The following is a 13973-nucleotide window of genomic DNA, read 5'->3' on the forward strand; positions in this document are numbered from 1 at the left end:
TGCTTTAAAGTTTGGCTTTTACTACTACCATCATGCCTGCCACAAGCTTCTCATTCTCTTCTTTGGAAAGGTTGGTGAAGTCGATGCGGACGGGTATGCGTTGCTGTATCTTTACGAAGTTGCCGGCTGAGTTGTCGGTAGGAACCAGTGAGTACTTGGAGCCGGTTGCTCCTGAGATGGCCGTCACTTTCCCGCTGAACTTCTTGTTGCTGATGGCATCTACGGTGATGACTACTTCTTGGCCGAGGCGCAGGTTCTCGATTTGTGTCTCTTTGTAGTTGGCAACGATCCATTTCTGCGTATCGGGTAAGATGTAGGTGATGGTCTGTCCGGCTGTGATGTACTGCCCCTCTTCCAGTGCCCGGCGTCCCAGTTTGCCGTCGCAGGGGGCTGTGACGACGGTATACGACAGGTTCAGCCGAGCCATGTCGAGTGCTGCTGTGGTCCGCTCGATGGCAGCTTCTGTGCTCTCGCGGCGGTGCGACACTTCGTTTACTCCCGAGAAGGCGGCCTTCTGCTGGCGTTTCGTGGCTTCCAGCTTCTTGCGGGTGGCTTCGTATTCGGTTTCTATCTGTTCCAGTTGTATGGGGGTGGCTGCTTTCCGTTTCAGCAGGTTCTGATAGCGTTGGCGGTCCTTCTCCAGCTTGGCGAGGCGGATTTCTATTTCGGAGATGGAGGCGTCGTACACGGAGGCGGTGGTCTGCGTGGTTTGCAGGGTGGCGCCGATGACCGTGGCGCCGGCTTGTGCGTCCTTCAGGGCGGCTTCGGCTTCCATGACGCGGATTTTATACTCGCGGTCGTCCAGCACAAGCAGGGTGTCTCCTTTGTGCACTTCCTGATGCTCGGTGAAATAGATCTTCTTGATGTAGCCCGAGGCACGCAGGTTGACGGGGGAGATGTATTGTTCTATCTGTGCGTCGTTACTGGTTTCGGTCCGTTTGTAGTCCAGGAAGAGGCAGACGATTTGAATCACTCCCCAGGCCATGATGGCTATTCCCAGCAGGCTGACTACGATTTGCCAACGGCGCAGTTTTCTTAACTTTTTTGCTTTCTCCTGATGTGTGTTCAGGGTAGAGCTGTTGTTTTCCATTGTTTCCATATTCTGATTTCTTTGATTCTGTATGTTATTTGACTAATGATTCTATTTGTCCGGTCAGCTTCAGCAACATCAGGTTGGTGATGCGGTAGTTGTAGTGTGCGCTGATGTAGTTGTTCTGTGCTTCGCTCATCCGCATTTCGTCCTGCAGGACGTCGGTCATGGAGGTGATTCCTTCGCGGTACTGGTCCATCGTGACGGCATATACATCTTCGGCTAGCAGGTAGTTGTCTTTCTGCTTCTTGAAGTTCCGCTGGTTGTTCAGCAGGTCATTGGTGGTGTTCAGGTACTGGGTCTGCAGGTTCTTGCGGGTGTCTTCTAGCGTCAGCTTGATGTTTTCTATGTCGATGATTGCCTTCTTCGTCTTGTATCGCTTGTCCAGTCCGTCGAAGATGGGGACACGCAGGGACAGTCCCAGGCCATAGGAGCGGTACCAGTGGCCGGAGGGGCCGGAGTGGAACCAGTGATAGGCTTTGTCTGTGAATGCGGAGAAGCCCCAGTTGCCCGTCAGGCTCAGCGAGGGGATGTAGCCGTTGCTTATCAGCTTTTTCTGTTGTTCGGCCAGCTGCTTTTGCGATTGCAGCAGTTGGAGTTCGTACAGGTTTTCCGACAGTCCGGTCAGGGCGGCGGGGGTGATGCTTTCGGTGTGTACGGGTGTCAGGGCGATGCGTTGTTCTGCCGGATAGTCGATGATATATTTCAGCAGGTTCAGTTGCTGTTCCAGCATTGCCTGGGCGTTGTCATACTGCACTTTCAGGTTTTCCAGGTTGATGCTGACGCGCTTTACGTCGACTTCCATCGCCATGCCGTTGTCGTAGAAGGCGAGGGTGATTTCCTTCAGTTCTTCCAGGCGGGTGATGTTGGCTTTTATCAGGGCGATCTGTTCGGCGGTGACTTGTCCCAGGTAGTACATCTTGCAGATTTGCAGGATGAGGTCTTCGCGGGCTTTTTCGTAAGAGAGCCGGTTCGTTTCGTCCATGGTTTTGGCGATGTAGAGGGTGGTGTAGAGGGTTTGGTTATAGAGCGGCAGTTGGAGCTGCAGGCCGGTGTTGGCGCTATATTGCAGGGTGTGGGTCACGTTGTAGGGTGTTCCGTAGGCCGATCCGTCGGTGACCGATACCGGAGGGTCGATGTTGTCGCTGTAGTTGGCGAAGCCGTTGATTTGGGGCAACAGCTTCGCCCGGTTCTCGGAGATGCCGTACTTGCCTTTCTGTATCTCTTTCCGCTTGCTTTGCAGGGAAAGGTTGCTCTCAATGCCTATTTGGAGACAATCCTCCAAGGCCAACGTATCTTGTGCGTAGAGGTGCACGGCGGGCAGGCAGAGAAAAGAAAAAATGAACAGTAGTTTTCTCATAACAGGAAGTTTAATTTTGAGGACAAAGTTAGCGGTTATCGGCAGAAAGAATCTGTCCATATATCAACTGATAGTGTTTATATTTTCCTTTAATGAGGGGGAGGATGAGGGCACTCTGTAGTCGGTTGAAAATGGAGGCGCCTCCCGTTTCAAATGCAAGCCGCGCTGAATTTATATGCCTTCCCGGTAGCTGTCATTAAATCTTTTTTATACTTTTGTAAGTTGACTAATTCTAAAACAGTATGAATAAGAAACTCTTTCTATCCTTATTTCTTTTAGCCGGTGTGCCCGCATTGCTTTCTGCTGCGGACGAGGCACGTTTGTTGCGTTTCCCGGCTACGAACGGCAGTGAGATTGTTTTCTCATTTGCAGGCGATTTGTACAAAGTACCCGTTTCGGGTGGCGAGGCACAGCGCCTGACTTCGCACGTGGGTTACGAAATGTTTCCTCGTTTCTCGCCCGATGGCAAGACGATTGCTTTTACGGGACAGTATGATGGCAATACCGAAGTGTACACCATCCCCTCTACAGGTGGCGAACCGCAACGCCTGACCTATACGGCAACGAATGCCCGCGATGATCTGGGTGATCGCATGGGTCCCAACAACATCGTAATGGCCTGGACGCCTGACGGAAAACAGATCGTGTATCGCAACCGCATCAGTTCCAGTTTCGATGGTAAACTTTATTCCGTGAACCATGAAGGTGGTATGCCCGATGTCATTCCTTTGCCCGAGGGTGGCTTCTGTAGCTACTCGCCCGACGGAAAACTGTTGGCTTATAACCGTACGATGCGTGAATTCCGCACCTGGAAATACTATAAAGGCGGTATGGCCGACGATATCTGGATCTACAATCCCGACAAGAAGTCGGTAGAGAATATCACGAACAACGTTGCCCAGGACATCTTCCCCATGTGGATAGGCGACGATATTTTCTTCCTTTCCGACCGCGACCGTACGATGAACATCTTCGTCTACAACACGAAGACCCGGCAAACGGCAAAGGTGACCAATTTCACCGAATACGATGTCAAGTTTCCGAGCGCTTCCGGCCATACTATCGTGTTCGAGAATGGCGGATATATCTATAAGATGGATGCCGCTACCCGTCGGCCGGAGAAAGTGAACATCAGCCTGGCTTCCGACAACATATATGCTCGCAGCGCTATGAAGAACGGAGCCGATTATATTACTTCCCTCAGCAGTTCTCCGGACGGAGAGCGGATTGCGATTACGGCGCGCGGCGAAGTCTTTAATGTCCCGGCCACAAAGGGCGTGACCAAGAACATCACTCGCAGCCCGGGTGCGCATGAACGTGATGCGCAATGGTCGCCCGATGGAAAGCTCATTGCTTATATCTCGGATGCTACCGGAGAAACGGAAATCTATCTTCAGGATGCTGCAGAGGGCAATCCGGTACAACTGACGAAGAACAATGATACATATATCCGTGGTTTTGAATGGAGCCCGGACAGCAAAATGATTGTTTATACCGACCGTAAGAATCGGATTAATCTGCTGGATGTAGCTTCACGCCAGATAACTACGTTGCTGCAAGACCCGCTGGGCGAACCGCGCGGCGTAACGTTCTCACCGGACAGCAAATGGTTGACTTATGTTCGTACGGGAGATAATGATATCTCGGTAGTGTATGTTTACGATCTTGCCGGAAAGAAAGAACATGCGGTAACCGATAAGTGGTATAACTCTTCTGCACCGGTGTTCAGCACAGATGGCAAGTACTTGATATTCTCGTCGGCTCGCGACTTCAACCCGACATACGGTCAGTTGGAATGGAACCATGTTTATAATAATATGTCCGGAGTTTATCTTGCACTGTTGTCTAAAGAAACTCCTTCGCCTTTCCTGCAGAAAGATGCCGTGGTGGGCGGTGATAAGAAAGACGAAGCATCGAGACCTGCCGCCGACAAAGCTGCCGGGAAAAAGGATGCAAAAGCCGAAACGGCTCCTGTTGCCCTCGTGAAGTTCGATCCAGAAGGTATTGCCGAGCGTATCATTAAGCTGCCTGTTCCCGCTTCGTACTATGGAAATTTCTATTCGGACGGAAAGAAGGTCTACTATCAGACGCGTGGCGGAATAAAAGTCTTCGACTTGGATGCACAAAAAGAAGAAACCGTTGCCGAGGGGGGGAGGATGTCTGTTGCTCCGGGCAACAAGAAGGCTTTGTTCTATAAGGATAACAATGTTTATATCACTGACATCCCCGGAGGGAAAGTTAATCTGACGAATCCTGTTAATCTTGATAATATGTCCATCACGATTGATTATCCCAAGGAGTGGGCCCAAATCTTCGATGAGGCTTGGCGTGCTTATCGCGACGGTTTCTATCAGGAGAATATGCATGGTGTGGACTGGAAAGCTATCAAGCAGAAATATGCCGTGTTGCTGCCATACGTGAAGACACGTCTCGATCTGAACTATATCATTGGCGAGATGATAGGTGAATTGAACTGCGGTCATGCCTATGTCAACCCCGGTGAAACGGACAGGCCGATACGTATCAATACCGGATTGCTGGGTGCCGAGGTCTCTGCCGACAAGAGTGGCTTCTTCCGCCTGGATAAGATTCTCGCCGGAGCTTCTTGGAACAAAGAACTACGTTCACCGCTTACGGAACCGGGCATTGAGGCCAAAGAAGGAGATTACATTGTAGCTATTGATGATATCCCTACCAATTCGGTGAAGAATCTATATGCCTTGCTGGTGGGTAAAGCCGGTGTGCCGACGGAGATTTCTCTGAACAGCAAGCCACAGCTGGCAGGGGCACGGAAGATTGTCATCAGTCCGATTGAAGATGAATATCCTCTTTACCATTATAATTGGGTGCAGAATAATCTGAAGAAGGTGGATGAGATTTCAAAAGGCCGTATCGGCTATATCTACATTCCTGATATGGGTCCGGAAGGTCTGAATGAATTTGCCCGTTACTTTTATCCCCAGCTCGATAAGGAAGGCTTGATTATAGACGACCGTGCTAATGGCGGAGGTAATGTTTCTCCAATGATTCTGGAACGTCTGTCTCGCGAACCTTACCGCATGACTATGCGTCGTGGTTCCATCAAGACAGGTACTGTACCTGATGCCGTACAAGTCGGTCCTAAAGTTTGTCTGATTAATAAATATTCTGCTTCCGACGGTGATCTCTTCCCTTGGGGCTTCCGTGCACTCGGGCTTGGTAAGTTGATTGGAACGCGTACTTGGGGTGGAATTATCGGTATCAGTGGCCCGCTTCCTTATATGGATGGTACGGATATCCGTGTTCCTTTCTTTACGAGCTACGATGCTAAGACTGGGGAGTGGATTATCGAAAATCACGGTGTCGATCCGGATATCTTGATTGATAATGATCCGATCAAAGAATGGAACGGTGAAGATGAACAGCTGAATAAAGCTATTGAAGAGGTGATGAAGGAGTTGCAAAACCGCAAGCCGTTGCCTCCTGCACCGGCTCCGAGAGATTTCAGTAAATAACTACGACCTCTTTGCTTGCTGCTGAATAACGAGAGAAGTATATTAATTCTCCTCTTCCCTCTTGGGGGAGGAGAATTACTGATACATACCTGGTATGGGGAGGGAAATGAACTTGATAGAGTCTGTATTAGTCTTTTTATATAATGTAGAAATAGGAAGTTGAGAGGAGGTCTATTACTATGAAGAAACTAAATAGTGGAACAAGGTTATCCTTTTTTTAGCTTTTTGTATTCTTTGGGAGGCATTCCCATGATTTTATTGAATAGCCGTGAGAAATAATAAGGGTCTTCAATGCCGATTTTGTAACAGACCTGATTGATTTTTATATTCGTAAAGTCTAATAAAAAGCAAGCTTGTTGTATTTTAAGCATATTGAAATATACCAAAGGTGCATATCCGGTTCGTTGGCTGAATAATGCTGAAAAATAGGAAATGGAGTAACCCGTATGTTTGGCTATTTCCTTTAAGGTAAGTTTTCTTTCGATATTTTCCTTCATATAGTGTATCGTCTCAGTGATTATATCTGTGGTATTCGAATCTTGTTGAATAGCTTCCCTATATTGCTGGAGGTATCTCAATGTACCAAGGTAATGGTGAAAAATGGAACAGGCATATAACAGGTTCTCATGGCTGTAACCCATTTCCAATGTATGCAGAATCTCTTCAAACATGTCTATCCGGTTGTTTATCCGTGAATGTATTCCCGGCTTTATTTCCATAGGATACAACTGCTGTGTGGAGAAGTAGGGAGCAAGTTTTCCTTTGAAATGAATCCAATAGATGGTCCATGGAGAATCATCCGCAGAACCATAAGAATGAGGAATCCCGGTAGGCAAGATGAAGTATTCATTGGCATTCACGGTATACCTTTTTCCATTTAACTGATACCATCCTGTTCCTTCATAACAATAGATAAATACATATTGTGAAATGGCCTCTTTTCGTTCGATAAAATGGAATTTGGCTTTGGGATAATAGCCTATATCTGTAATATGCAGGCAAGCTGATATGGGATTTTCTTCCATTTCACGCACAATAAATTGTGGGAGAACTATTGCCCTTTCACCGCTGAATCCATCTTTTTTTTTAATCATAGTATTAATATTAAGAGTTTTATTATTGTTTTGATTGTTTTTTGTATAATAGAGGAGTAATTTAATGCAGCAAATATATATTATATAAATGAAACCAGTCTGTTATTGCTGAATTTTAACACTATACATGTATAAGTCCTTCTTTTTTATCTTTATTGATTGATACTGTTTTTTGTTTGCGTCATAAAATGGTCCAGCTTTATACTTTTTTTCTCTATTTTTTGTATAGGGGATATTTGCTTTCTTTGCAGCAATTTTTATAGGTATATTATGGGAAAGAATAATGTTTATTTGTTGTTAATTTGTATGGTATCGGCCATGGGCGGATTGCTGTTTGGTTATGATTGGGTAGTAATCGGAGGTGCCAAGATTTTTTATGAGCCTTTTTTTAGTATGGAAGGTTCACCAGCACTTAGGGGTTGGGCAATGAGTAGTGCTTTAGTAGGGTGTCTGGTCGGAGCGTTGCTTTCTGGAAGTTGGAGTGATCGTTATGGCCGGAAGAAAATGTTGATTATTGCATCGGTCTTATTTGTATTGTCAGCTTATGGAACAGGTGCCATTAATGGTTTCAGTTGGTTTATTCTTTATAGGATTATAGGCGGATTTGGCATCGGAATCGCATCTAATATCTCTCCTGTATATATTGCGGAAGTGGCGCCGGCTTCAGTTCGTGGAAAATTTGTTTCTTTAAATCAATTGACAATTGTATTGGGTATATTAATGGCGCAACTGGCTAATTGGCAAATAGGAGCGCATTATACGGCAGATATGGTGACCCTTAGCGTAGAAAGTGTGGAGTGGGCTTGGAGATGGATGTTTTGGGGAGAATTGGTACCTGCGGGATTGTTTTTTATTCTTGCGTTTATGATACCGGAAAGTCCTCGTTGGCTGGCAGCAAATAAAAAGGTTGATAAAGCTCAAGCTATATTGTCGCGTGTCGGTGGAAACAATTATGCGGTACAGACCTTGTTGGAGATGTCACAATTGGTTGTGGAGCAAAAAGAAAAAAACAGCTGGAAGCAGCTTTTTCATCCCTCGGTCAGGAAAGTACTGATAATTGGTGTAGTGTTGGCTGTCTTTCAGCAATGGTGTGGCATTAATGTTATATTTAACTATGCGCACGAAATATTTTCTGCGGCCGGTTATGAGGTCTCTGATGTACTGATGAATATTGTAGTGACGGGTGTGACTAATGTTATTTTTACGTTTGTGGCCATATACACTGTCGACAAATGGGGGCGGCGAAGCCTTATGTTTGTTGGTTCTATTGGGCTGGCATTTATTTATGTCATTTTAGGAACATGTTACTATCTGGAAATGAGCGGATGGCCCATGTTACTACTTGTAGTAATGGCTATTGCATGTTATGCTATGTCGTTGGCTCCTGTTGTTTGGGTAGTACTCTCTGAGATCTTTCCTGTAAGAATTCGTGGAATGGCGATGGCTCTCTCAACATTTTTCTTGTGGGTAGCATGTTTCTTGCTTACATATACATTCCCTATTCTCAATAATTGGGTAGGAGCAGCTGGTATATTCTGGCTATATGGTGGTATTTGTTTAGCTGGTTTTTTGTTTATCCGTTCTAACTTACCTGAAACCAAAGGGAAAACATTGGAAACGCTGGAAAAAGAATTAATAAAATAAAATACAAAAATATGACTGAAAATGTAAAGGTTTGGGAGGAAGATGTACTTCTCCCTACTTATGCTGTTGGCAAAGCTGAAAAGAATCCTATGTTCCTGGAAAAACGTGTATATCAGGGAAGCAGTGGAGTTGTTTATCCATATCCGGTTATTGAAAAGATTGAAGATACTTGTAGGGAACAATGTTATCATGCCGTTTATCTGGAAAATGAATATATCAAAGTTATGATTCTGCCTGAATTAGGCGGACGTGTCCAAATGGCATATGACAAAATAAAGCAACGTCATTTTATTTATTATAATCATGTGGTCAAGCCAGCTTTGGTGGGACTGACGGGACCATGGATTTCCGGAGGTATTGAGTTCAACTGGCCGCAGCATCATCGTCCCAGTACTTTTTTGCCGATTGATTATTATATTGAGAAGAAAGAAGATGGTAGTGCGATAGTGTGGGTTAGCGAGAGAGAACGCATGTTTCATCAAAAGGGCATGGCTGGTTTCACTTTACGCCCGGGATGTGCCAGACTTGAAATTCAAGGGAAAGTATATAATCCGACCCCATTCCCTCAGACTTTCTTATGGTGGGCCAATCCGGCCGTTGCAGTGAATGAGCATTATCAGTCGGTATTTCCGGGAGATGTAAATGCGGTTTTTGATCATGGTAAACGTGATGTTTCCCGTTATCCTATTGCTACGGGGACTTATTACAAGATGGACTATTCCGCGGGAGTGGACATTTCTCGATATAAGAATATTCCGGTACCTACTTCTTATATGGCTATACATTCCAAATATAATTTTGTAGGCGGATATGAGAATGATTCCCGTGCGGGGGTATTGCATGTGGCCAATCATCATGTGTCACCGGGTAAGAAACAGTGGACATGGGGTAATGGTGACTTTGGCCAAGCATGGGATCGTAATTTAACGGATACGGATGGTCCGTATATCGAATTGATGGCGGGTGTCTATACGGACAATCAACCCGACTTTACTTGGTTGCAACCTTACGAAGAAAAAACATTTGTACAATATTTTATTCCATATAGGGAGCTAGGTGTAGTAAAGAGTGCTTCTGAAAATATACTGATGAATATTGAGGCAGAAGGTGACTGTACTTTTTTAAAAGTGTTTACGACGTCAAAACAGGCGAATCTTCATATAGTAGTAATCCAATCAGAAAATTCTATTCTTGATGTTGTCAGGGATATTACTCCTGAAAAATATTTAAAAGAGAAGATTGAGATTATATATCTGAAAGATGTACATATCTCAATTTTTGACCAAAGAGGAAAATTGTTACTGGAGTGGAGACCGGAATCTGAAGAAATAAAGGAAGTTCCGGAAGCGGCTAAGGCCGCTTTGGATCCTAAAGATATCCAAACTACAGAAGAATTATATCTGACAGGGTTGCACCTTGAGCAATATCGCCATGCTACATATGCAGCTACAGATTATTATCAGGAAGCTCTATATAGAGATCCGAGCGATGTGCGCAATAATAATGCTTTGGGATTATGGCTGTTGCGTAAGGGACAGTTTGCTAAGGCAGAGCCTTATTTGAGGCAGGCAGTGAAGACATTAACTGCAAAATCTCCGAATCCTTATGATGGAGAACCTTTGTATAATTTGGGACTTTCTCTGAAATATCAGGGGAGGCTTGCAGAGGCATATGATTATTTTTATAAAGCTTGCTGGAACGCGGCATGGCAAGATGTAGGCTATTATTCGTTGGCTCAGATATCCGTGGCACGGAGAGATTGGGAGAATGCTCTGTACGAGATAGACAAATCTTTGGTGCGAAATTGGTGCAATCTGCGAGGTAGGCATCTGAAGACCATTGTTTTGCGTCATTTAGGAGAGAGAGAGAAGGCTTTGGCGCTGATAGAAGATTCTCTTTCCTATGACCGTTTTAACTTTGGATGTAGTTTTGAGAAATACCTTATTACTGAAGATGAAAAGGACTTGCATTCGCTGTTGTTGCAGATGCGTAGTGAGAGTCATAATTATGGAGAACTTGCTCTGGATTATGCTTCATGCGGATGCTGGGAGGAAGCTATAAAGGTGGTGGATGCCGCTATTGATTTTTCAGTTTTACAACCTACTCTGCTATATTATTATAAAGCATGGTTTTTATTTCAATTAGGTAGGAAAGAAGAAGCTATAACAGTGGCGAAGTTGGCTGAAAAACAATCTCCTGACTATTGTTTCCCGAATACATTGGAAGCTATATTGGCTTTTCAAGTGGTCGTTGAACTCATAGGGAAAGCGTCTAAGGCATTGTATTATCTCGGTAATTTGTGGTATGATAAGCGCCAGTATGCAGAGGCTGTGGCTGCATGGGAGAAATCGATTGAGCAAGATTCGAAATTTCCTACTGTTTTCAGAAATCTATCGTTAGCATACTTCAATAAGTTAGATAAGAAGCAAGAGGCTGTAGGGCTGCTGGAAAAGGCCTTCTACTTGGATATGAATGACGCTCGTATATTGATGGAGCTGGATCAGTTGTACAAACGCTTGAATCGTCCGCATAAAGAACGTTTGGCTTTGTTGGATGCTCATAAAGAAATTGCATTTTCACGAGATGACCTTTATTTGGAATATGTGACTTTGCTGAACCAGTTAGGCCGTTATGAAGAGGCCCTTCACCTGATTGATACTCGCCAATTTCATCCCTGGGAAGGAGGCGAAGGTAAGGTTCCGGCTCAATATCAGTTGTGCCGTGTAGAATTGGTAAAAGAATATTTGAAATCCAAAGAGTATAAAAGAGCCTTGCAGTTGATAGACGAATGTTTCACATATCCTCATAATTTGGGTGAAGGCAAGCTGCAAGGGGCACAAGAGAATGATTTTAATTATTATAAAGGATGTATATTGCAAGCGATGGGACATGAGGATGAAGCGCGGCTTTTCTTTCAAAAGGCTTGTGCAGGAAATAGCCAACCTGTTGCAGCAATGTATTACAATGACCAGAAGCCTGATAAAATATTCTATCAAGGACTGGCTTTGTTGAAGTTGGGTGATGAAGGAAAGGCACGTGGTTGTTTCAACCGTTTGATTGATTTTGGTGAGAAACATCTGTTTGATGTCTTTAAGATGGATTATTTTGCAGTGTCTCTCCCTGATTTGCAGATTTGGGAAGACAATATGGATAAGAAAAACCGTATCCATTGCAACTATTTGATGGGACTTGGTCATTTAGGGCTTGGCCACGTAGAGAAGGCGAAAACTTATTTTAAGATTGCGTCTGAATTGGATAACAACCATCAAGGTGTACAGGTACATAATGAAATGATTAATGAATAGTAACTTTTTGATAAATGAATAATATGGGTAAGCTGAGAGCCGGTTTGTTTTTATTGTTTTTGTGTCCTTTTCTTGTAGAGGCCAAAGAGGTTAAATTAGCCTCTCCAAATAAGGTGCTGCATGCCGAGGTTTCTATAGATGAACATGTTTCTATACGTGTTCTGCAAAATGAGGATGTTCTGTTTGCAGTTCGTGACATTTATTTGAATACGGATCAGGGATATATTCCCGAAAAGTTGCCGAAGGTACGTTCTGTCAAGAAGAAAGCTGTTGATAGGATGGTTGTTCCCGAGATAAAGGAGAAACGCTCAGTTATTGCAGAACATTACAATGAGGTATCCTTGTTGTTTGCTGATAAGACAAGATTAGAAATCCGTCTATATGACGAGGGAATGGCTTATCGTATGTCAACTAATCGTAAAGGGGAATTGACCATTTTTGATGAAGCTGCCGATTTTGTATTTGCCCCTTCTTCCACGGTATTCTTTCAGCAAGATTCTAACATGAACAGTGATTATGAGGCTCCATATGTAGAACAAAAGATTCAAGACATAGAGCAGGGTGTCACAGGAAACTATCCGGCTTTGGTAAAGGTGCCGTCGGGCACAAACATACTTTTGCTGGAATCCGATTTGCAGGATTATCCTTGCTTGTGGCTTGAAAAAGGAAGCCAGAATCTGAATGCACATTTTTGGAATTATCCCAAGACATATAATGTCAAAGGTAATTCAAAAAATAGAAGGCAAATCGTTTCTTGTGAGGATTATATAGCTAAGACAAGCGGAAAAAGAACTTTCCCCTGGCGTGTGTTTGCTGTGGCTCAGGAAGATAAGGACTTGATGAACAATCAGTTGGTATACCTGCTGGCACCTGAGTGTCAGATAGAGGATCCTTCGTGGATAAAGCCTGGGTGGGTAACTTTTGACTGGTGGGCACGTCGTGGCTTGTACAATGTGGATTTCAAGGCAGGCATTAATACCGCAACTGCTAAATATATGATTGACTTTGCTGCCGATTTTGGTATTCGCTATTTCTTGTTTGATGATGGTTGGACTTATAAGGAAGATTTGACAAAGACCATTGCCGGCCTTGATATGAAAGAGGTGGTAGATTATGCAACATCAAAAGGTGTAGATGTGATGCTTTGGGTGACTTATGACTTGTTTGACAGTCAGATGGATGTAGCATTGGCTAAGTTCTCCGAATGGGGAATCAAAGGACTGAAGATTGATTTCATTAACCGCTCAGACCAGGATGTGTCAAACTTCTATTGGAGAGCTGCACAGAAGGCGGCTGAGTATAAAATGGTACTTGATTTTCATGGAGCCTATCGCCCCGATGGCTTGAGAAGAGCTTATCCTAATGTTCTGACTAGAGAAGCTCTGGTTGAGTTTGAGCAAAACGGAGGAACCTATAAGGACAATCCCGACAACCGTCTTATACTTCCTTTCATCCGTAATGTTGCTGGGCCGATGGATTATATTCCTGGTACAATGAACAATGCTACCAAGAAGTCATTCCGTTTTAACCATGACACTCCGATGGGGCAAGGAACCAGGGCGCACTTCATGGCCATGGCTGTCATTGCAGAAAGTCCTATGCAAATGCTGCCTGATCCGCAATCTGATTATTATCGGGAAGCGGAATGTACCAAGTTTTTAGTCAATATTCCTGTAGAGTGGGATGAGTTGGTGACATTGGATAGTAAAATAGGTGATTATGTGGCTATGGCCCGTAAATATGGCGACTCATGGTATGTGGCTGCTGTTACTGATTGGGCTTCAAGAGAAATGAAACTGGACTTAAGTTTCCTGCCTAAAGGTAAAAAGTATAAGATGGAGGTTTTCCGAGATGGTGCCAATGCGGATATTCGTGCCATCGATTACAAACATGAGTTTATGGAAGTTGAAGGAGGAGAAATATTGAATGTGTCCTTGGCATCCGGTGGCGGTTGGGTCGCAAGAATTTCTGCTTTATAATAAATGG

Annotated in this window: 7 protein-coding genes; 4 read left to right on the forward strand and 3 right to left on the reverse strand. The window is 44.4% G+C overall.

The genetic code is table 11. From position 1 onward, the window contains the following. Window positions 1–4 precede the first annotated feature (4 nt). Entirely contained in the window at window positions 5–1099 is a 1095-nt protein-coding gene (locus AAE250_RS02970) for an HlyD family secretion protein (protein ID WP_342288665.1), read from the reverse strand. A 25-nt stretch (window positions 1100–1124) separates the two neighbouring features. Then, window positions 1125–2450, reverse strand: a complete 1326-nt coding sequence (locus AAE250_RS02975; RefSeq protein ID WP_342288666.1) for a TolC family protein — start codon at window positions 2448–2450, stop codon at window positions 1125–1127. Window positions 2451–2692: 242 nt separating this feature from the next. Here AAE250_RS02975 and AAE250_RS02980 point away from each other — a divergent pair, with 242 nt between their 5' ends. Further along, window positions 2693–5944, forward strand: coding sequence for a S41 family peptidase (locus tag AAE250_RS02980; RefSeq protein WP_342288667.1), 3252 nt, complete (start codon window positions 2693–2695; stop codon window positions 5942–5944). A 206-nt stretch (window positions 5945–6150) separates the two neighbouring features. Here the strand turns inward: AAE250_RS02980 and AAE250_RS02985 are convergent, their stop codons facing one another. Beyond that, on the reverse strand, window positions 6151–7038 hold the full coding sequence (locus AAE250_RS02985; protein ID WP_342288668.1) for an AraC family transcriptional regulator: 888 nt from the start codon (window positions 7036–7038) through the stop codon (window positions 6151–6153). Window positions 7039–7308: 270 nt separating this feature from the next. Between AAE250_RS02985 and AAE250_RS02990 the strand changes: the two genes are divergently transcribed. Genes AAE250_RS02990 through AAE250_RS03000 form a run of 3 tightly spaced genes read left to right on the forward strand, consistent with a single transcriptional unit; the run spans window position 7309 to window position 13966 of the window. Beyond that, window positions 7309–8682, forward strand: coding sequence for a sugar porter family MFS transporter (locus tag AAE250_RS02990; protein WP_342288669.1), 1374 nt, complete (start codon window positions 7309–7311; stop codon window positions 8680–8682). A gap of 11 nt (window positions 8683–8693) precedes the next feature. Next, window positions 8694–11987, forward strand: a complete 3294-nt coding sequence (locus AAE250_RS02995) for a DUF5107 domain-containing protein (protein WP_342288670.1) — start codon at window positions 8694–8696, stop codon at window positions 11985–11987. 23 nt (window positions 11988–12010) lie between these two features. Then, a complete protein-coding gene (locus AAE250_RS03000; protein WP_342288671.1) occupies window positions 12011–13966 on the forward strand; it encodes a glycoside hydrolase family 97 protein in 1956 nt (651 codons plus the stop codon). Window positions 13967–13973: the final 7 nt, after the last annotated feature.

Origin of the sequence: Bacteroides sp. GD17 (genome assembly GCF_038448625.1) — a bacterium.
In the GTDB taxonomy this organism is placed as follows: Bacteria; Bacteroidota; Bacteroidia; order Bacteroidales; family Bacteroidaceae; genus Bacteroides.